Below are 18,123 nucleotides of genomic sequence, written 5' to 3'. Positions count from 1 at the left end.
GCTGTCGACCTCGACCGCGGATTATATAGTCTACGGGGGCGCCGGTGCCGCGCTGGCGGCCTCGACGACGGCGACCTTCTCGCGGGCGTGGCGGCTCGCGTGCCCGACGATCACCTTCCAGGTGCGCTCGCTCGCGCCCTTGCCCAGCAGCCGATCGATGCCGGCCTTGGTGAGGTCCGCGACGTACGCTTCCCCCTCGCGGCCGATCGCGCCGCGGGACTCGAGCTCGGGCAGCAGGCGGTCGAGGTCGCCGACGTTGACCGTGCGGGGGACCGACGCCGTCTCGGGCGGCCGCGTGAAGCCGTGGCGCCCGAAGTGGTCGGGCGCGTAGATCAGCATCGACTTGAACTTGTACTTGTGGAGCCCCGCGTTGCCGCGTCCCCCCTGCTTGCCCGCGCCCCGGCCGGCCTTGATGCCGCGGCCGTGGGTGCGCAGTCCTCGGAACTTGCGGGTGCGGCTCGGCATCCTCACACCATCCGGCGGACGAGATCGTTGATCGCGCGTCCGCGGTAGCCGAGGGCCCCGCCGAGCGTGTACGGCCGCTTGGTCGACCGCCACCCGCCCTTCGGTGCCTTCAGCCGGAAGAGCGGGCGCACGCCCTTCACGCCCGAGAGGCCGCCGTCCGCGACCGCGCGCGAGAGCGCGGCGAGGTCCACGGTCTCCGCGCCGACCCCCTCACCGCCACCGGAGAGGGGGTGGCCGTCCGGGCCGCGGCCCCGCTCCTTCAGGAGCAGCCCGAGCGTCTCGGGCTCGGCCTCGCCCCAGGTGACGTAGCCCTGGACCTTGAACAGCATCCCGCGGACCGGCGGTGCCTCGGGCACGACGGTCGCGTGGTTCGCGCGGGTCAGGTGGAGGAAGCGCAGCGTCTCCACGATGTCGCGTCGCGCGTGGATCGTCCCGCGCACGCGCACGACCACGAACGCCATCTCAGGCCCTCCGCGTGCCGGGTCCCGGCCGCCGGCCCGGCGCTCCGGGTCCGCCCCCGGGCCCACCACGGGGCGGTCCCCCGCGGCCCGGCGGGCCCCGGGGCGGCGGGCGTCGCCCGCCCCGACCGCCGCGCATCGGCCGGACCCCCTCTTCCTTCGGAGGGAGGATCGACGTGCCGATCGGACCCCGCACGATCTTGAGTCGCGCCGCGTCCTCGGCGGGCACCTTGACCTGGGAGAGCGCGACGAGCGTGCGGTAGGCGGCCTGCGCGTAGTTCACGGTCGTCTTCGAGTGACCGTCGGTGTAGCCCCAGGCGTCGGTGATCCCCGCGAAGCGCAGGATCGGCTTCGCGACGTCCCCGACGGCGAGCCCGACGCCCCGGGGAGCTGGCTTGAACGTCACGACCACCGAGCCCGCGCGCCCGTGGACCTGGAACGGGAGGGTGTGCGAGCGGCCGCAGCCGCATTCCCAGCTGCCGCAGCCGCGCAGGACCTCGACGATCTCGAGCTTCGCTCGGTCGATCGCGCGCCGGATCGTCGGCCCCACCTCGCGGCCCTTGGCCCGGCCGAGGCCGACGAAGCCGTCGCCGTTGCCGACCACGACGGTCACAGCGAACTTGAACCGGCGGCCGGAGTCGGTCATGCGCTGGACCATGTTGACGTCGAGCACCTCGTCGTGGAGCCCGGGCAACAGCTTGTCGACGATCTGCGGCTCGCGCAGCGGCAGGCCGGTCGCGAGCGCCTGGCTCATCGTCGTGATCTGGTCGCTGGCGACGCGCTTGCCGAGCTCGGTCTTGGCGACCCACGGCGGCGCCGGCGCGGCGCCCGGTCCTCCGCTCCCTGGGGGCCCCCGGTCGGGGCCCATCGGCGCCGGGCCGCTCATCGGCTCGCCTCCGCGGGCGCGGCGACCAGGTGCGGGATCTTGAGCTTGTAGGCCTCGAGGGGGCTCGGCAGCCGGTGGTGGAGGTGCGTGCCGTCGAGGCGGTCGGAGCTGGGGAAGCCGCCCTCGCCGTGCGGGATCTCGATCCCGGCGTCGAGCAGCCCCTTGAGCGCGGCCGCGAGGCGGCCGCCCTCGGTCGGTCGACGCAGCCCCGCGTCGAGCACCGCGCTCGCCGCCCCGCCGGCCTTCGCCCGCAGGCCGGCGAGGTAGGCGGTGAGATAGGCGGCGGGCGTGGAGGCGAAGCTCACGGTCGGGAACTCGATGCCCCCGAGCTCGCGGCTGTCCGCCGCGGCCACGACCCGGTCGCCGACCGGGTCGTAGGCGACGACCGCGACCCGGATGCGGCGCTCGGAGAGCCGGACGACCGCCCGGGGCTGGCCCGAGCGCAAGAGCCGCAGGCGCACGCGGTAGTCCGTGCGGCCTTCGCGGCGCCGTCGGAACGGCACGCGGTAGCGGGGTCCCGTGCTCATGCCTTCGCCTCCTTGAGCGCGCCGGCGAGCCGCAGGTTCTGCACGAGGTGCGCTCGGCTGCGGAACATGCCCCCCTTCGCCCGCCGGTAGAACTCCCGGTAGACGGCGGGCGTGATGCGGCGGGTGCCGCGGAGCTCCGCGAGGATCGCGCGCTGGGCCCGGATCCGGCGCATCCAGCGGTCCTTCTTGGGAAGGCGGGAGCGCGGCGAGCCGCGGCGGGACCCGGGCCCCGCGTGCCGCCCCTTCGCGAGCTCCGCCGCCCGGCGGCGGGCCCGCACGCGGGAGGTCCCGAGGACCGCCTTGCGGCGGATGACGCCGGCCTTGATCGCGCTGCGGATGTCGCTGCGCGTCACCGCGTCGGCCAGCTCCTCCTGGCTCGCCGGGTCGATCCAGATCCGACCCTCGCCGCACTTGAGGAGGGCGGCCGCCATCCGCCGCTGGTTCGCGAGGTCCGGCATCGCTAGGCCTCCCGCTCGCTCGTCACGATCGGGTTCACCACGTGGATCCCCTTGCGACGGGCGACGTCCTCCAGCGTGAGACGCCGACGGGTTCCCACGGTGCGGGCGATGACCGCCGCCTCCGTCGCCGGGTCGAGCGCCTCGATCTCCGCGCCGGTGCGGACGAGGATCGGGCGGAAGCCGGCGGGGGTGAGCCCCCGCACCGCCGCGGGGCCGCGGTAGCCGATGCGGACGACGCGCGGTCGGTAGCCGTAGTGGCGGCGCTGCTTCGACTGGAGGCCCCGGGGCCGCCGCCAGGCGCCGTCGCGACCGATGCGCCCGTAGCGGTTCGCGGCCTGACGTCCGAAGTCCGGTCGCACGCGCGAGCCCTGGTCGCGCAGGCGGATGAGGCGGCGTCGCTCGGAAGAGAGCGTGGCGCGCCGGGGCGCCCGTGGCGCGGGCGGCTCGGCCGCGGCCGGCGCGGCCGCGGGCGTCGGCGCCTCGTCGTCGGAGGTGCGTCGGCGCCGCGCGCGAGAGGAGCGCGGTGGGGCCTCGGAGCTGTCCGTTTCGGCCACTAGCTCGCCTCCTTCAGGTGGGCCCGCTCGATGAGGTAGATGCCGTCCTGGAAGACCCGCGGGTCGTAGTCGCGGATCCGGGTCGCGCGCTCGATGTTCGCGGCGCTCTGGCCCACCTCTTCGACGTCGTGGCCCGAGATCGTGACGATGTCGCCCTCCACGCTCGCCTGGGTCCCCGCCACCAGCCGGGTCGAGCGCGGGAACTTTTCGCCGAGGAAGTTCTCGATGACCAGTTCCTCGCCGCGCACGCTGACCTTCATCGGGAAGTGCGCCGCGACGACCTTCATGCGCGCCTCGACCCCCCGCGTCAGGCTGCCCGAGAGGTTGCGCAGGTGGGCCGCCCACGTCTTGAGCAGCGCCTGCGAGCGCTTGCGGTCCGCGGGCAGGCGCAGGGCGAGCGTGACCGCGCCCGGCCGGCTCGTGAGCTCCAGCACGTCGGAGGGGAAGGGCCGATCGACGCGACCGAGCGGGCCGCTCGCCCGCAGCCGGCCCGGCGCCACCGAGAAGCTCACGCCGTCGGCGACCTCGATCCGCGCCCGCGAGCGGTCCGGCTCAGTAGACATACGCGAGCAGCCTCCCCCCGATCTTGAGCTCCCGGGCCTGGCGGTGCGAGACGACGCCGCGGTTCGTCGAGAGCACGAGCAGTCCGAAGTCCTGCGCCGGCAGGAACCGCGCCTCGTAGCGCTCCAGGTTCTGGTACGGGACGCTCAGTCGCGGCTTGATGACCCCGCAGGCGTTGATCCGCCGCGAGAGCTTCACGTCGTACTTGCCGCCGCGGCCCGTCGGGACGAAGGTGAACTCCTCGATGTACTGGTGCTCGCGGAAGATCCTCAGCACCTCGGCGATGAGCGTCGAGGTCGGTGCGAGCTCGACGCGCGGCTTGCCGTCCTGGTCGGCATGCCCGAGCGCCACGAGCGCGTCGTTGAGAAGATCCTGCTGCACGGAGTCCTCCTACTGGTACTTGCGGAAGCCGAGGTCGACGGCGACCTCGCGGAAACACTGGCGGCAGAGGTGGAGCCCGTAGCGCCGGACGATCCCGCGCTTGCGGTCGCAGCGCAGGCAACCGTCCTTCCGCCCGAACTTGCGCTTTGGCTTCACGGGCTCACTCCAGGACCTTGACCTGGAAGGTCGTCTCGAGGAACGCGCGGGTCTCGGCCGGCGTCGAGCGGATCGTGCGCGGGATCGGACGCGCCCGCTGTCGACGGCCGCGCACCCGGTACCCGGCGCGGCCGAGCTCGACCGCGACGTCCATGCCGTGGATGCCGATCGCGGGGTCGTACTTCATTCCGGTGAAGTCGGTGTAGTCGGCGATCCCGAAGGAGAAGTTGCCGTTCCGATCGATCGACTCGACGTCGAGCTGGCGGTCCCGGGCCTCGAAGGCGCGTCCGAGGAAGTCGACGGCCACGGCACCGCGCAGGGTCACCTTCGCGCCGATCTCCTGACCCTGGCGGATCCCGAAGTCGCGGTTCGTGGAGTGGGACCGCGTCGCGACCGGCTTCTGGTGGGTCACCATCGAGAGCACGCGCTCGGCCCGGGTCCGATTCTCGCCGGACTCTCCGACCCCGGCGTTGACGACGACCTTGATGACGCGGATCGCCCGGTGGGGGTTCTCGCGGGCGGGCGGCGGCACGGCGGGGGCGCTCGCGCTCACCGGTCGACCCCCTCGGCGAGCGTGACGCCGGGCACGGCCTCTCCGACAACGAACACGTACTCCTTGATCGTCGAGAAGCCCTCTTTGAAGTGGACGAGGTTCGGCGCCGAGGAGTTGCGGACCTCGATCCGCTCGACGCGCGCGAGCTGACCCACGTGCGAGCCGCCGGCCACGTAGGCGAGCGCCCCGGGCGCGAGCGGCAGGTGCTCCACGACCTTCTGCGCGGGGACCTCGAGCTTGAGGGAATCCCCGACCCGGTACGGGCTCGTCGGGGGCACGAGCAGGTTGCGGCCGTCGTGGAGCGTCACCTCGACGCGGCCGCGGGGGGCCGCGTGCTTGAACCGGACGCGACCGATCTTGGTCCCGGCCTCGGTCGACGGGATCGCGATCAGGACGAGGCGGCCGTGCCGGTCGTTCACCATCCGGTAGTGGGCGTCGAGGGGGGCGGCGAGCGAGAGGGTGTCCATCAGCCCGACGCCCCGGTCCAGGTCCTTCGCGATCTGCCCGTCGACGCGCACCGCGCCGGAGCGGACGACGATCCGCGCCTCGCGGGCGCTTCGCACGAGGTGGAGCAGGTCCCGGAGCACGAGGAGCAGCGGGACCGAGCGGTCCTGGGCGTGCGGGCCCGGGCCCGGGCGCTTGATCCACTTCGTTCCCTTGCGCGGGATCGTCCAGCTGGGGGGCGCGGCCCGGCGCTTGAGACGGAACGTCATGGCGCCGCCTCCGGCTCGTCGGAGGGGGTCGCGCTGGCGCGGCGCCGCCGCGGGCGGGGCGATGCGGTGGGCGCGGGCGAATCCTCCGCCGGGGTCGCCGGCGCGGGGGCCCCGGCCGGCGCCTCGGCCTCCGGCGGCTCGCCCCGCTCCTCGGGGCTGACGTCCTCGTCCGCGACGCGCAGCGAACGGCGCCGCCAGGCGTCGGAGAGATTGAGCCGGGTGATCACGAGGTGGCTCAGCCGGATCGGCAGCGGCTTGAGCTTGTCCTCGCCGGTCTTGACCGTGACGTTGTCGAGGACGACGCTGTAGGCGCGTCGATCGATCCGCGCGACCCGCTCCTCGCGCCCGACGAAGCTGCCGCCCAGCACGCGGACGGTGTCGCCCTTGCGGATCGGCACGCTGCGGGCGCGGATGCGGCGGCGCAGGTCCCGGGAGAGCGGGACCGTCATGCGGCGGCGTCGCTCGAACGCGTCCGCGGTGTAGAGCGCCTTGCGCTGCCGGCGCGGGGAGTGGGGGGAGAGCGTCATCGATCGAACTCCTCCTACACGATGATCGACGAGGCCGCGGCGATCCGCGGCCAGCGCTCGGCCGCCTCCTTCGCGACCGGTCCCTTGATCTGAGAGCCTTTGATCTCGCCGGTCTCCGTCGTGATGACCGCCGCGTTGTCCTCGAACTGGAGGCGCGTACCGTCGGGCCGGCGGAACGGCGAGCGGGCCCGGACGATGACCGCGTGCAGGACCTGCCGCCGCATCTCCGGGGTCCCTTTCTTGACGGAGACGATGACGAGGTCGGCGATACCGGCGCGCGGATAGCGCCGGTGCGTCCCGTGCCAGTTCCGCACGGCGATGATCTCGACGACCTTCGCGCCGGTGTTGTCGACGCAATCGAGGCGCGCCCCCTTGGGGAGCCCCCGGCCCCGGCGTCCCGCCAGGCCCTTCATGCTTCCTCCGGAGGCGCCGGCGCCGGGCGCAGCGTCGACGCTTCCTCGCCGCGCACGGGCATCGCGACCTCGCCGAGATCCTCGACGATGCAGAAGGCCACGAGCTTGGACAGCGGCCGGCTCTCGGCGATGCGGACCCGGTGGCCGACCGCGACCTTGAGGCAGGCGGGGGCGTGCGCGAGGTAGCGCCGTCGACGCTTCTCGTAGCGCTCGTACTTCGCCAGGTAGTGCAGCAGCGTCCGCTCGACGACCGCGGTCCGCTGCATCGAGGTCGACACGACCGTCCCCTCGAGGACCTGGCCGCGCAGGGACAGGCGGCCGTGGAACGGGCAGTGGCGGTCGTCGCACCGCGTCTTCGGTGCGCGAACGTCGAGCCCGATATCACGGGCGCGGGGCGTGCGGGCCGGGGTCATCGGAACCTCCGAGGACCACCGGTCAAGAGCCGCTTCGTGCGGTCCTCGGGACGCACGCGAAGGGCGTCGCCTCTTAACGGTAACTCTCGCCGGCCGAGGACGATCGTGCCCTCGAGGCCGGCCTTGGCGACGCGCACCGGCCGCGCCCGGCCCGGTCGGCGCACGACGAACGTGGACATCGTCTCGTCAACGAGCGTGCCCGCGATCGGCGTCCGGAGCCCGGGGGCCGCGCGCACGATGACCGACGCGCCGAGGATCTCCCCGGCGAGCGCCTCCCGCTCGACGCGGTCGAGGGCGAGTGCGGGGACGTGTGCCGGCGCCATCGGTCCACCGTACCGCCTCCTACGGACGCGGGGCCTCCCGGGATTGGCTCGCGCGCTCGTTGAGGACGGTGAGGGCGCGGGCGACGTTCGTGCGCAGGGCGCGCATGCGGCCGGGGCTCGGCGGAGCGCCGCCCATCGCCGCGACGCCGCGCTCCCGCAAGAGATCGTTCTCGACCTCGGAGACCTTGCGCCGGAGGTCGTCGTCGGAGAGCTCGCGCAGCTCCTTCATGCGCAGGAGCGTCACGTGGCCCCCGGGGTCTCGGGGGGGGCGCTCGGGGGCGGCACGGCCGCGACGGACTCCTCGAGGGTCGGCAGCACGACGGGCGCCGCCTTCGAACGCTCCTCGACGCCCTTCACCACGATCTCGTCGGGCAGCTTGGCCGTTGGTCGCATGATCCAGACGTTGACGCCGATGACCCCCGGCTTCAGGCGGGCCTGGCTGAACCCCTTGTCGATCCAGAGATGGACGGCCTCACCGCAGTACTTGATCGTGCCGGCCTTGAAGCGCTCGGTGCGGTGCCGCTCGCCGGTGAGCTTGCCGGACAGGATCACCTGGCACCCGCGGGCGCCCGCCTCCATGATCCGGCGCACGGTCGAATGGCCGGCGCGGCGGAAGTGCCAGCCCCGCTCGAGCGTCGAGGCCAGCTTCTCGCTCATCAGCTGCGCGTTCAGGCTCGGCTGTCGCTCCTCCTGCACCTCGATCTGGGGGTTGTCGAGCTGGAAGCGGTGCTGGATGTCCTCGGTCAGGTTCTTGATCAGCTCGCCCCGGTGGCCGATCAGGATACCGGGTCGCTCGCAGATCAGGGTGACCCGCGTGCCCATCGGGGTCCGGGTGATCTCGAGGCCGCCGAAGCCGGCGCGGGCGCTCTCCTGCACCAGGTAGTCCTTGAGGAGGACCCGGCGCATCGCCTCCTGGATCACCTTCTGCTCGGCGCTCATGCCGCCTCCGTGCGCTCGGCGAGCACGATCTCGATGTTGGTCGTCTGCTCGTTCCACGCCGTGGAGCGGCCCTGCGCCCGGGGCATCTGGGCCTTGAGGATCCGGCCGCGCGAGCTCGCGGCGACCCGGACGAACAGCCGGTCGGTGTCGAGGCTGTCGTACTCGGCGTTCTCCTCGGCGTTCTTGAGCACCTGGAGGACGTTGCGGGCGACCTTGGCCGCATAGCGGCCCGGTCCGGTGCCGGGGTGGTGCGCCGTCTCCTGGTTGTAGCGGCGGAACGGGATCGGGCGGCGCAGCGCCACCGCGTCCTCGAGGATCGTGCGCGCGCGTTCGAGGGAAAGCCCGCGGATCGCGTTCAGCACCTCGTAGGTCTTCTTCGGCGAGATCGGCAGCTCGATCCCCCGTGCCCGGGCGACGTTGACCCCGGGCTCGTTCCGGTAGGTGTAGCCGCGCATCGTCCCGTTCCCCGTCCTACTTCAGTGGCATGAACTTCGACGAGCGCGTCGCGCCGACGCCGGGGCCGGAGTGCTTCTCGAAGCGCCGGGTGAGCGCGAACTCCCCGTAGTAGTGGCCGATCATCTCGGCCCGGACCTCGACCTCCTTGAACTCCTTGCCGGTGTGGACGGCGACGCGCCGCCCGACGTGCCACGGGAGCACGAGCGCGTCGCGGCAGTGGGTACGGACGACCTTGTCCTGCGGGGTCGCTCGCATCCGCTCGAAGAACACCGCGGTCTCGTTGTTGAAGCCGCGACGGATCGAGCGGCGCGCCCGCGCGGGGGCGATCTTCGCGAACTCCTCGAGCGTCAGCGCCTGCAGCTCGGCGAGCGTGCGGCCCCGGTAGGTGAACTCGCGCTTGCGACGGGCCTCGACGCGCTTGGCCCTCCTCGCCTTCGGCACTATCCGCCTCCCCTTTCGGCGCGCAGCCGCTTCTTCGTCCGCGTCGCGCGGCTGAACCGCCCGACCTTGGCGCCCGGCCAGGTCCCGCTCGACACCGTGCTCGGCCGACCGACGTGCTGATGGGCACCACCGCCGAACGGATGGTTGACGGGGTTCATCGCCACGCCGCGGACCTTGAACGGAGCACGGGCGAGGGAACGCGTCGCGAGGACCTTCTTGCCCGCCTTGATGATCGGGCGCTCGCGGCGGCCGCCGCCGCCGATCGCACCCACCTGGGCGCGGCACGTGGCCAGGAACTGCTTGAACCGCCCGCTCGGCAGCTGGACCGTGACCTCGCCGGCGCTGTGCGCGACGACGAGCGCGCTCGAGCCGGCGGCGCGGACGAGCCGCCCGCCGTCGAACGGCTTCACCTCGAGGTTGGAGACGAGCGTGCCGTCGGGTATCCGGCCGAGGGGCAGGATCGACCCGCGGTCGACGCGGCCCTCCTGGAAGGCGACCGTGTCGCCGGTCGCGAGGCCGGCGCTCGCCAGGATGCGGAGCTCCGTCCCGTCCGGGCCGGCGACCTCGGCCACCGGGGCGGTCCGACCGGGGGCCGGTACGATCCGCACGACGCGTCCGTCGCCGACGAGCGACGGGGGCGGGTGGTAGACCGGTCCGGGGTGCCGGTGGCTCGGCGAGCGGTAGGTGCCGGTGCCGCTGCCTCGGCGCCGAGAGATGATGCGCTTGCCCACTAGAACACTCCCGCCCGGCTGCCGATGTCCTCCGCCGAGAACTCCTTGTGGAACGTGACGGTCGCGATCTTGCCGCTCCGAACGATCTTCGTGTTGACCTTCGCCACGCGACAGTCGTAGAGGCGCTCGATCGCGCGCTTGATCGCCGCGCGCGAGGCCCGGCGGTCGACGGCGAACTCGAGCTTGTTGAGCCGTTCCATCTCGTCCATCGACTTCTCCGTGACGTAGGCGTGCAGGATCACGCGGTGCTGGAACTCGCTCACGGGGCGGCCTCCCCGAGGCGGGCGCGCAGCGACTCGACCGCTCCGCGCGAGAACAACGTCAAGCGGCCCGGGGTGCCCCCGGGGGCGAGGTCCTCGGTTCCGAGACGGAGCACCGGCACGACGTCCACGCCCGAGAGATTGCGGAACCCGCGCGCCTTTCCGGGGGCGCTCGTGACGAGCAGCAGGCTGCGGGGGGTCCGCCGGACCCGACCGCGCCGGCGGCCTCGCCCCGAGCGCAGGTGGACCGCCCGCCGGGAACGGTCCACGTCGGCCCACAGCTCCAGGCGCTCGAGCAGCGCTCGGGCGTCCTCGGTCGTCCTCACATCCTCGACCGGGTCCTCAAGCACGAGCGGCAAGTGGACTCCAGTGGGCAGGCGGTGCCCCCGCGCCTCGGCGAGCCGGGCATCCCGCGTCGCGCCGAGCGCAGAGGCGAAGGCGAGCCGTCGCTCCTTCCGGTTGATCTTCTTCGTCCAGATCCGCTCGACCCGGGGCGGATGCGCCGGGCGGCCGCCGACGGTGTTCGGTGACTGCGCGCCCCGCATCGAATCCATCAGGCGCGGCGTGCGCGCGACGCCGCGGCCCTTGCCGGCCCACTCGACGGAGTGCCGCACCCCGGCGGTCGGGCTCGTGCCGTAGGGCTGGCGGCGATGGCTCTGCGCGGCGACCACCGCCCGGTGGATCAGGTCCGGGCGCAGGGGCGCGGAGAAGGCGAGCGGCAGCGAGACGGTCGCCCCGCGCTTGCCGGCGATCGACAGGACGTGGACCCGGTGGTGGGGCGTGGCGTGCTCCGGCGGCGCGGCGGGCGGCTCGGGCGGGGTGGCGTCGCTCATGCGCCCTGCTTCGAACGGGTGCTGAAGTATCGGATGTCGACCTTCTCGACGGTCGCCACGAGACGCCGGACCGGGGTGCGGAAGCGGAGCAGGCGCTTCGATGGCCCGGGCAGGGAGCCGTGCAGGACGATGCAGGCGCTGCGCAGCTCTCCGTAATGAGGGAAGCCGCCGGCCGGCGTGATCGGGTCCGAGCGGGGGTCGCGGACGACCTTGAGGACCCGCATGTTGTACTGCGTCCGCCGGTGATACCCCTGCTGGCCGGCCTGCGGGATCCGGTACGTGACGAAGCTGGGGTTGTGCGGCCCGAGGGTCCCGATCATGCGTCGGTGCTTGGAGTTCTTGCGCGGCTGGAGCTTGACGCCCCAGCGCTGGATGTGTCCCTGGAACCCGAAGCCCTTCGTGACGCCGATGACGTCGACGAACTCGCCTTCCTTCGCGAGCTGTTCGGCGCCCAGTTCTTGACCGAGCTGCTGCAGCGCGAACTCGCGCCGCTCCTCGAACTTCTCGCCGGAGACGCGGACCTCGAAGAGCGAGGGAGTCTTCGACGGGGTACCCGTGATCAACTGGGGCTGGGTATGGACGAGCAGCCGGACCTCGTCGGCGCTCGTCGCGCCGAAGCGCTCGAGGCCGGCGGTCGGGCTCGACGGGTGCGTGGGCAAGCGCCGTGCGAGTTCTTCGATCGTCCCGGAGCCCCACACCTCGGCGGCGACGCGCAGACCGTACGGGCCCCGGGCGTAGAGACGGGCGCCGACGACCCGAAGGGGAGGCACCTCGACGACCGTGACGGGGACCGCGAGCTCCTGGCCGGCGGTCGTCGAGCGCTTGCGGTAGTCGACGATGAAGGCGTGCGTCATGCCGACCTTGTAGCCGGCGAACCCTTCGACGGCGGGCTTGGCGCCTCCCCGGGCCCAGCTCCGGACGCGCGGCACCTGGCGGGCCGAGCGGCTGCGCGGCGAGTACGCGAGCGAGCCCCGACGGGGGCGATGCCGACGTGCCATGGGTCGATAGGGGGTCCTGCCTCCGGTGGGGACGGGGGAGAAATGTGCCCTATTTAAGCGCTGCCGCAAAATTGATGTTTTACCGACAGAGCGGCGCCGTTCCGGCGCCCGCGCGGGGCCGGCGCGCTCGAACGCGCGCGTAGAGGAGTCGGCCGCGCCGGAGCCGATCGGACCGACCCGAACGATTAAGCGCGCGGCTCCGGTCCGGCGGACCGATCCGGATGGCCGGCGGTCCTGCGCTCCCCGTGACGCTCGCGGAGATCGAGGCCGCAGCGCGGACGATCGCGCCCTCGATCGCGCCGACGCCGCTCGTGCTGGCGCCCCGGCTGCCCGGCCTGCCCGACACGCCGGTTTACTTGAAACTGGAGAACCTGCAGCGGACCGGGGCGTTCAAGCTGCGGGGGGCGACGAACCGCATCGCGCGCCTCTCCGAGGAGGAAGCGAAGCGCGGCGTGATCACCGCCTCCGCCGGCAACCACGCGCTGGGGGTCGCCTGGGCGGCTCGAGCGCGCGGGGTGCCGGCGACGATCGTGATGGCGGAGAACGCCTCCCCGCTCAAGGTCCACCTCACCGAGGCTCTCGGTGCGACGGTCGTGCTGCGGGGCAGCGACTACGACGAGGCCCACGAGCACTCGGTGCGGCTCGCCCGCGAGGACCAGCTCACCTACGTGCACCCGTACGACGACGCGGCGGTGATCGCCGGACAGGGCACGGTGGGCCTCGAGATCCTCGAGGCCCTACCGACCGTGCGGCGGATCGTCGTCGGGGTCGGCGGCGGCGGCCTGTTCGCAGGGATCGCCGCCGCCGTGCGCGGCCGGGGTCACGCGGCGGAGCTTGTGGGCGTCCAGCCGAAGGGGTGCGATAACCTGCGTCCGTCCCTGGAGCGTGGACGGGTCGTGGTCGGCCCGCGGCCCGCGACCTTCGCCGACGGGCTCGCGACGCGCCAGATCGGCGACCTGCCCTTGGCGATCCTGAAGGCGGCGGGGGCGCGGGCGGTCGTCGTCGACGACCGGACGATCGCGCGCGCCGCCTTCCTCCTCCTGGAGCAGGCCAAGGTCCTCGCCGAGGGGGCCGGCGCCACGCCGCTCGCGGCGCTCCTCGAGCAGCCGGCGCTGGCCGATCCGGGCCCGACCGTGCTCGTCGTGAGCGGCGGGAACATCGACCCGTTCCTGCTCGACCGCATCCTGTTCATCGGCCTCGCGGCCGAGGGTCGCCTGCTCCGGCTGCGCGCGCCGCTCCGCGACCAGCCCGGCCGCCTCGAGGCGTTCCTGCATGTCGCGGCCGAAGGCGGGGCAAACGTGCGGCACATCTACCACGGCCGCGAGTCGCCGGACCGGCCCCCCGGCGAGGTCACGGTCGAGGTCGAGCTCGAGGTCCGCGATGCCCTCCACGGTGACGCCGTCGAGCGCGCGTACCGCAGCCGGGGCTGGCCGATCGAGCGCGTCGCGCTCGGGCCGACGTAGTCGCCGGCCGCGCTCCGCGCGGTTACCCGGGCGCTCTCGCGGGCGTAAATAGGGGGACCGTATTCTTGCCGACGAGGAAACCCCGTGACAGCGCGCTCGGCGGACCGCCGCGGAACGGAGCGTTCCGCGCCGCCCCGCCTGTGGACGGCCGAGGAGGCGAGCGGCCGGATCCCGGAGCTCGAGGAGCTGCTGCCCCGCCTGCGCGGCTGGGTCGTCCGCCTGCGCGAGGTGCACGCGGAGGTCCAGCGGCTCGTCGGCTTCTGGGGCGCGGATGTCGACGCGTCGGACCAGGCGGATCACGAGCTCAAGCAGCGCCTCGACGCGGAGTGGACGAACCTGACCCACCGCCTCGAGGAGGCGATCGGAGGGCTGCGCGCGGAAGGGATCGAGCTCAAGGACCTGGAGAGCGGCCTCGTCGATTTCTACGGACTGGAGGGCGGCGAGCTCGTCTTCCTCTGCTGGCAGCGCGGCGAGGCGCGCGTCGCCTTCTTCCACCCGATCGGGGGCGGCTACCGCAACCGCCGTCCGATCGCGGCGCCGGCGCGCGGGATCCCCGCCGGGCGGGGGGCCCCCAACCCCCCCGGATCGGCCTAGTCGGCCGCCGGTCCGGTCTCGGCGAGACGGGCCGCCCGCACGCCCACCACGACCGTGCCGGCGCCGGCGAGCGCCGCCGTCGCGAGCGTGAGGAGGGGGAAGACGTTGGACAGCGACAGGTAGAACAGCACGAACGGCGAGAGGATCCCCGCGGCGCCGCCGACCACCGAAAGCGCGGGCCGCTCGTCGCGGTCGGTGGCGACCGCCGCGGCGCCCGCGACGACGGTCACGATCGCGAGCAGGACCGCGCCGCTCCCGAGGGCGGCCTCGAACTGCTCCAGGTCCGGGAACGCGGCGAGCGCCACCGCCGTGCCGTTGTTCGCGCCGCCCGGGCTCAGCTCGACCATGAGCCCCGTCGCCGGCGCCGCGTACACGGACGAGACGAACGTCGTGACCGTCACCGGCGAGAAGCCCACCGCGCTGACGTTCAGGCTGACGCCGCCCGGCGGGACGCCGGCGAAGGCGAATCCGCCGTTCAGGCCGGTCGTCAGCGAGGTCGACTGGTTCGCGTCGTTCGTCAGGCGCACCGTCGCCCCGGCGATCGGGACGAGGAGCCCGTTCTCGGCGTGCTCGACCGTGCCGGCGACCGCGAAGCTCGCCGGCTGCACCGCGAGCCAGCCGTCGTAGGCGAGGACCCCGGCCAGCGCCGCCGCGACGACGGCGATCGCGATCAGCGTGACCGCGATCGGGCGCCCGGAGCGACGACGCGGCAGGCGCGGGCTCGGCAGAGCGGGGTAAAGCCCCGGCATCACCTCCCACGTGTAGAGGGGGGGTGGGTCGCGGGGGGCCACGACCGGCACCGGCGCCCGGCAGTGGGGGCAGGGAAACCACTGGGTCGGCGGACCGGGCGCGAGCGTCGCCCGGATCTCTCCGCCGCAGTTCGGGCAGCGGACGTAGACGGTCGTCGCGCCCATCGCGCGGCGGCGAGCGTCGCGGGCCTCTTAGCCTTGCGGCGCGCGCTCGCCAAGCCGCACCCGCGCCTGGTCGCCGTGGACGACGGCGCGTTCGATCGACGGGCCCGCTTCGCCCCCCTCGCCGCGGTGGTGGTGTCGCTGCCGGGCTACGTGGAGTCGGTCCGCCGCGGCCGCGTTCGGGTCGACGGCCGCGACGGCACCGAGGCCGTGATCGCGCTCGTGCGGTCGACCGGTCCGCTGGACGGGGTGCGGGCCCTCCTGCTCGACGGCGCGGTCGTTGGCGGCTTCAACGTCCTCGACCTCGACGCGATCGGACAGAGCCTCGGCCTCCCCGTCGTGGCGCTCACCCGTCGGCCGCCCGACTTTCCCCGGATCCGCGCCGCGCTCTCGACCTGGTTCGGGACCGATGCGGCGCGCCGCTGGCGGTTGCTGCGCGCGCACCGGCTCTTCCGGGTGCCGACCGACGGCGCTCCCCTGCTCGCGACGGCCGTCGGGTGCCGGCGCGCCGAGGCGATCGCGCTGGTGCGACGCGCTCGGGTGCGCGGCTTCTGGCCGGAGCCGCTGCGGCTCGCCCACCTCGTCGCGTCCGCCGACCGGCCCGGCCCCCGCCGGGCCCGGGGGACGGTGACGGTCCGGCGCGGGACCGGGCGAAGGGTTAAGGAAGCGACCACCGTCTAGCGCGCGGGCCTGTAGCTTAGCTGGGAGAAAGCACTGGCCTTCTAAGCCAGCGAACTCGGGTTCAAAGGCTCCGGGCGCCCCCCGCCCGGAGCGGAGCATCCCGACAGGCCCGTCGCGCCGTCCCTAGGCGGCGCCGACGCGCGCGGCGCACTCGTCGCACAGGATCGTCTTGGGGCCGGCCGGCAGCGGGCGCCCGCACAGCGGGCAGGTGGCCCGCGCGTCCGCCGCCGCGATCAGTTCCTGGACGCTCGTGCGGAGCGCCGGGTCGCCGGGGGGGCCGCCCGGCTCGAGGGAGGGGGCGGGGCCGGCGGCCTGGAACGCCTCGAGTCGCGCGCGGTAGGTGCCGGTCCGGTGGTCGAAGGAGATGATCCCATGCTGGACGAGGCCCTGGAGCGCCGAGTCGACGAGCTCGCGGACCCCGCCGAAGACGTACGACAGCTCGACGGAGGTGAGACCGGGCGACTCGACCAGGATCTCCAGGCACCGGGCGCCGAGCACCGAGAGGTCGGATCGGGCGACGTAGCCGTCGACCGCCCAGCTCAGGCGCGCGCTGCGCCGCGTCCGCCGGGTCGGGCTGAGGCGTCCGGCCCGGGGGTCGGGCAGGAGCGTCGTGTGCACCGCGTCGAACTCGAAGCGCACCCGCTCGTCGGCGAGGTAGACGAGGATCGCGACACCGAACGGGATGATCCGCGCCTCGCGGCACACCCGCGCGGCCTCGGCGAGCGTGCCGCGCAGGCCGCGCAGCTCGACGCGGGGCCCGCCCGAGGCGCCCTGCTCCTCCTCGGCCTGGGAGCGGACGAGGTAGTGCTCGCGCAGGAGCGCGCGCGCGATCCCGCGGACCGCTGGGGCCCCGTCGGCCGGATGCAGCTCCACCGAGCCGTCGGGCGAGAAGACGAGCCGCTCGAACGGGACGAGGAACCTCCAGGCCGACCCCGGGGCCGGGGCCGAGGCGAGCGTGAGCTCGCCCGAGTCGAACCGGGCGGCCGGGTCCATCAGGAGGGCCGCGAGGCTCGGGAACGGCCGCCCGTCGGAGACGAGGCTCACGGCCGCAAGCGCGGGCCGGGGGCGGGAGCGGTACTCCTCGTAGGCCCGGGCGAGCGCCCGCTCGCTGAAGGCGTCGTGGCGATCGCCGCCCAGCGTGCGCGCCAGGCGATCAAGCTCGGACAGCGGAACGGCGCTCACCGCGACCCCTCGCGGCGATTGCTAGCTCGTAGAGAGAGATAAAGCGACGGGCCATCGTGTCGAGCGACGCGGTCCGGCGGACCTCCTCGGCGGCGGCGCGCCCCATCGCCTCCCGCCGGGCTGGGTCGTCGAGCAGATCGCGCACCGCCGCGGAGAGGGCTCCGGCCTCCAGGACGGGGACGCGACGGCCGGTGACGCCGTCCGCGACGACCTCGGCGGCGCCGCCCGCGGCCGGGGCGACGACCGCGACGCCCGACGCCATCGCCTCGAGCAGCGCGATGCTCGACGTGTCGCTGGTCGACGGGAGGACGAACAGGTCGGTCTGGCTGAGGAGCGACGGCTTCTCCACCTCGGCGACCGGCCCGACGTAGCGGACCCGGCCGGCGAGGCGGGGGTCGGCGCGGATCCGATCGCGGACCGCCCCCGCCTCCGGCCCCGCGCCTCCCACGACGCCCACGAGGTCGGTCGCGCCGGCCGCCGCTGCGAGCGCGTCCAGGAACCGGTGGACCCCCTTGTCGACGGTCAGGCGTCCGAGGTAGGTGACGAGGGGATCGCGCGGGAGCCCGCAGCGCTCGCGCCAGTCGGGGACCGACAGGCCCGGCCGGAACCGGTCGACGTCGACGCCGTTCGGCACCACCTCGACCGGCCGGCGGAACGGCTTGCGGACGGCCTCCTCGAGCGCCTCGCGCGCGGCGCGGCTCGGGGCGGTCGCAACGTCGCAGCGCCAGTACGTCCCGAGGTTGTACCACCAGGCGATCCGGAAGAAGGTCGGCACGAGGAACTTCTGCGGGACGCTCTCGCGCATCTCCTTCAGGTTCGTGTGGAACGTGCCGACCAGCGGCCGATCGAACCGCCGGGCGGCGAGGAAACCGGCGCTGCCGATCCCGCCGGGCGTGTGCAGGTGGAGGAGGTCGGCGTCGGCGGCGCCGCGGTGCTCGCGGATCAGGGCGAGCGGGTTCAGCGGCCAGCGGTACTGGCCGTAGAGCGGTACCGGCAGCGATCGGACCCGCGTCACCGGGATCCCGTCCTCCTCGCCCTCCTCGGTCGGACGCCCGACGACCGGATTGGGGGCGAACACCCGCACGCCGTGACCGAGCCGCCGAAGCGCGCGGGCGAGGCCGGCGCTCACGACCGCGACCCCGTCCTGCATCGGGACGTAGGAGTCGGTGTAGAAGGCGATCTCCATCCGCGACCGCATCGGGGCTCGCCGGCAGGGGTCGAAAGCTTATGGGTCGTGCGGCAGCGC

General features: G+C 73.9%; 28 protein-coding genes, 1 tRNA gene and 1 pseudogene. 4 read left to right on the top strand and 26 right to left on the bottom strand.

The features are described 5' to 3' along the window. Nucleotides 1-30: 30 nt before the first annotated feature. The 23 genes and pseudogenes from VEL82_00265 to VEL82_00155 all read right to left on the bottom strand — a co-directional run bounded on the left by VEL82_00265 (nt 31) and on the right by VEL82_00155 (nt 12,046). A complete protein-coding gene (locus VEL82_00265; GenBank protein ID HXW66310.1) occupies nt 31-465 on the bottom strand; it encodes an uL15 family ribosomal protein in 435 nt (144 codons plus the stop codon). A 2-nt stretch (nt 466-467) separates the two neighbouring features. Beyond that, the gene (locus tag VEL82_00260; GenBank protein HXW66309.1) at nt 468-926 is read right to left on the bottom strand and encodes a 50S ribosomal protein L30; all 459 of its coding nucleotides are present in this window, start codon (nt 924-926) and stop codon (nt 468-470) included. Nucleotides 927-1,107: 181 nt separating this feature from the next. Continuing rightward, nucleotides 1,108-1,791, bottom strand: a pseudogene (locus tag VEL82_00255) (30S ribosomal protein S5). A 14-nt stretch (nt 1,792-1,805) separates the two neighbouring features. After that, the gene (locus tag VEL82_00250; GenBank protein HXW66308.1) at nt 1,806-2,336 is read right to left on the bottom strand and encodes a 50S ribosomal protein L18; all 531 of its coding nucleotides are present in this window, start codon (nt 2,334-2,336) and stop codon (nt 1,806-1,808) included. After that, entirely contained in the window at nt 2,333-2,794 is a 462-nt protein-coding gene (locus VEL82_00245) for a 50S ribosomal protein L19e (GenBank protein ID HXW66307.1), read from the bottom strand. Before VEL82_00245 ends, VEL82_00250 begins: the two co-directional genes overlap by 4 nt. Nucleotides 2,795-2,796: 2 nt before the next feature. Continuing rightward, a complete protein-coding gene (locus VEL82_00240; protein HXW66306.1) occupies nt 2,797-3,348 on the bottom strand; it encodes a 50S ribosomal protein L32e in 552 nt (183 codons plus the stop codon). Then, nucleotides 3,348-3,911: a 50S ribosomal protein L6 gene (gene rplF, locus VEL82_00235; protein ID HXW66305.1), complete on the bottom strand. Its 564-nt coding sequence runs from the start codon at nt 3,909-3,911 to the stop codon at nt 3,348-3,350. Before rplF ends, VEL82_00240 begins: the two co-directional genes overlap by 1 nt. Next, nucleotides 3,901-4,290 carry a 30S ribosomal protein S8 gene (locus VEL82_00230; GenBank protein ID HXW66304.1) on the bottom strand — a complete coding sequence of 130 codons (390 nt, stop codon included), beginning with the start codon at nt 4,288-4,290 and terminating at the stop codon, nt 3,901-3,903. The genes rplF and VEL82_00230 overlap by 11 nt, the downstream gene beginning before the upstream one ends. A 9-nt stretch (nt 4,291-4,299) precedes the next feature. Then, nucleotides 4,300-4,446 (bottom strand): 30S ribosomal protein S14, encoded by a 147-nt coding sequence (locus tag VEL82_00225; GenBank protein ID HXW66303.1) that lies wholly within the window; start codon nt 4,444-4,446, stop codon nt 4,300-4,302. A 4-nt stretch (nt 4,447-4,450) separates the two neighbouring features. Next, entirely contained in the window at nt 4,451-4,999 is a 549-nt protein-coding gene (locus tag VEL82_00220; GenBank protein HXW66302.1) for a 50S ribosomal protein L5, read from the bottom strand. Next, nucleotides 4,996-5,712 carry a 30S ribosomal protein S4e gene (locus tag VEL82_00215; protein HXW66301.1) on the bottom strand — a complete coding sequence of 239 codons (717 nt, stop codon included), beginning with the start codon at nt 5,710-5,712 and terminating at the stop codon, nt 4,996-4,998. The genes VEL82_00220 and VEL82_00215 overlap by 4 nt, the downstream gene beginning before the upstream one ends. Further along, entirely contained in the window at nt 5,709-6,239 is a 531-nt protein-coding gene (gene rplX / locus VEL82_00210; protein ID HXW66300.1) for a 50S ribosomal protein L24, read from the bottom strand. The genes VEL82_00215 and rplX overlap by 4 nt, the downstream gene beginning before the upstream one ends. Before the next feature lie 14 nt (nt 6,240-6,253). Next, nucleotides 6,254-6,652, bottom strand: coding sequence for a 50S ribosomal protein L14 (locus VEL82_00205; GenBank protein HXW66299.1), 399 nt, complete (start codon nt 6,650-6,652; stop codon nt 6,254-6,256). Then, nucleotides 6,649-7,065 (bottom strand): 30S ribosomal protein S17, encoded by a 417-nt coding sequence (locus tag VEL82_00200; protein HXW66298.1) that lies wholly within the window; start codon nt 7,063-7,065, stop codon nt 6,649-6,651. Before VEL82_00200 ends, VEL82_00205 begins: the two co-directional genes overlap by 4 nt. Beyond that, nucleotides 7,062-7,388: a ribonuclease P protein subunit gene (locus VEL82_00195; GenBank protein ID HXW66297.1), complete on the bottom strand. Its 327-nt coding sequence runs from the start codon at nt 7,386-7,388 to the stop codon at nt 7,062-7,064. Before VEL82_00195 ends, VEL82_00200 begins: the two co-directional genes overlap by 4 nt. Nucleotides 7,389-7,407: 19 nt before the next feature. Then, nucleotides 7,408-7,632 (bottom strand): 50S ribosomal protein L29, encoded by a 225-nt coding sequence (gene rpmC / locus VEL82_00190; protein ID HXW66296.1) that lies wholly within the window; start codon nt 7,630-7,632, stop codon nt 7,408-7,410. After that, complete coding sequence (locus tag VEL82_00185; GenBank protein ID HXW66295.1) at nt 7,629-8,327, bottom strand: 30S ribosomal protein S3; 699 nt, start codon at nt 8,325-8,327, stop codon at nt 7,629-7,631. Before VEL82_00185 ends, rpmC begins: the two co-directional genes overlap by 4 nt. After that, nucleotides 8,324-8,782, bottom strand: coding sequence for a 50S ribosomal protein L22 (locus VEL82_00180; protein HXW66294.1), 459 nt, complete (start codon nt 8,780-8,782; stop codon nt 8,324-8,326). Before VEL82_00180 ends, VEL82_00185 begins: the two co-directional genes overlap by 4 nt. Nucleotides 8,783-8,798: 16 nt before the next feature. After that, nucleotides 8,799-9,227: a 30S ribosomal protein S19 gene (locus VEL82_00175; GenBank protein HXW66293.1), complete on the bottom strand. Its 429-nt coding sequence runs from the start codon at nt 9,225-9,227 to the stop codon at nt 8,799-8,801. Then, nucleotides 9,224-9,955 (bottom strand): 50S ribosomal protein L2, encoded by a 732-nt coding sequence (rpl2p, locus tag VEL82_00170; protein ID HXW66292.1) that lies wholly within the window; start codon nt 9,953-9,955, stop codon nt 9,224-9,226. Before rpl2p ends, VEL82_00175 begins: the two co-directional genes overlap by 4 nt. Next, on the bottom strand, nt 9,955-10,218 hold the full coding sequence (locus tag VEL82_00165) for a 50S ribosomal protein L23 (protein ID HXW66291.1): 264 nt from the start codon (nt 10,216-10,218) through the stop codon (nt 9,955-9,957). The genes rpl2p and VEL82_00165 overlap by 1 nt, the downstream gene beginning before the upstream one ends. Next, nucleotides 10,215-11,048: a 50S ribosomal protein L4 gene (gene rpl4p / locus VEL82_00160; GenBank protein HXW66290.1), complete on the bottom strand. Its 834-nt coding sequence runs from the start codon at nt 11,046-11,048 to the stop codon at nt 10,215-10,217. The genes VEL82_00165 and rpl4p overlap by 4 nt, the downstream gene beginning before the upstream one ends. Further along, nucleotides 11,045-12,046, bottom strand: coding sequence for a 50S ribosomal protein L3 (locus tag VEL82_00155; GenBank protein ID HXW66289.1), 1,002 nt, complete (start codon nt 12,044-12,046; stop codon nt 11,045-11,047). The genes rpl4p and VEL82_00155 overlap by 4 nt, the downstream gene beginning before the upstream one ends. Nucleotides 12,047-12,267: 221 nt before the next feature. Here VEL82_00155 and ilvA point away from each other — a divergent pair, with 221 nt between their 5' ends. Both ilvA and VEL82_00145 read left to right on the top strand, forming a co-directional pair. Continuing rightward, entirely contained in the window at nt 12,268-13,509 is a 1,242-nt protein-coding gene (gene ilvA / locus VEL82_00150) for a threonine ammonia-lyase (protein HXW66288.1), read from the top strand. Between the two features lie 84 nt (nt 13,510-13,593). After that, nucleotides 13,594-14,103, top strand: a complete 510-nt coding sequence (locus VEL82_00145; protein HXW66287.1) for a DUF2203 domain-containing protein — start codon at nt 13,594-13,596, stop codon at nt 14,101-14,103. Here VEL82_00145 and VEL82_00140 read toward each other — a convergent pair. Further along, on the bottom strand, nt 14,100-15,017 hold the full coding sequence (locus tag VEL82_00140; protein ID HXW66286.1) for a carboxypeptidase-like regulatory domain-containing protein: 918 nt from the start codon (nt 15,015-15,017) through the stop codon (nt 14,100-14,102). The two genes, VEL82_00145 and VEL82_00140, sit on opposite strands and share 4 nt — an antisense overlap. Before the next feature lie 33 nt (nt 15,018-15,050). On the opposite strand from VEL82_00140, the gene VEL82_00135 reads away from it, so the two are divergent. Then, nucleotides 15,051-15,695: a DUF99 family protein gene (locus VEL82_00135; GenBank protein HXW66285.1), complete on the top strand. Its 645-nt coding sequence runs from the start codon at nt 15,051-15,053 to the stop codon at nt 15,693-15,695. Nucleotides 15,696-15,700: 5 nt separating this feature from the next. After that, nucleotides 15,701-15,807: transfer RNA gene (locus VEL82_00130), tRNA-Arg, on the top strand. Nucleotides 15,808-15,818: 11 nt separating this feature from the next. On the opposite strand, the gene VEL82_00125 is transcribed toward VEL82_00130, so the two are convergent. Together VEL82_00125 and VEL82_00120 are read right to left on the bottom strand one after the other, a co-directional pair. Then, entirely contained in the window at nt 15,819-16,877 is a 1,059-nt protein-coding gene (locus VEL82_00125) for a hypothetical protein (protein ID HXW66284.1), read from the bottom strand. Then, nucleotides 16,849-18,075, bottom strand: coding sequence for a glycosyltransferase (locus tag VEL82_00120; protein HXW66283.1), 1,227 nt, complete (start codon nt 18,073-18,075; stop codon nt 16,849-16,851). Before VEL82_00120 ends, VEL82_00125 begins: the two co-directional genes overlap by 29 nt. Nucleotides 18,076-18,123 lie beyond the last annotated feature (48 nt).

Source organism: Thermoplasmata archaeon (assembly GCA_035622275.1).
In the GTDB taxonomy this organism is placed as follows: domain Archaea; phylum Thermoplasmatota; class Thermoplasmata; order Lutacidiplasmatales; family UBA184; genus Lutacidiplasma.
Note: the sequence above shows the minus strand (reverse complement) of the source record. Positions and strands in the feature narration are given on the sequence as shown.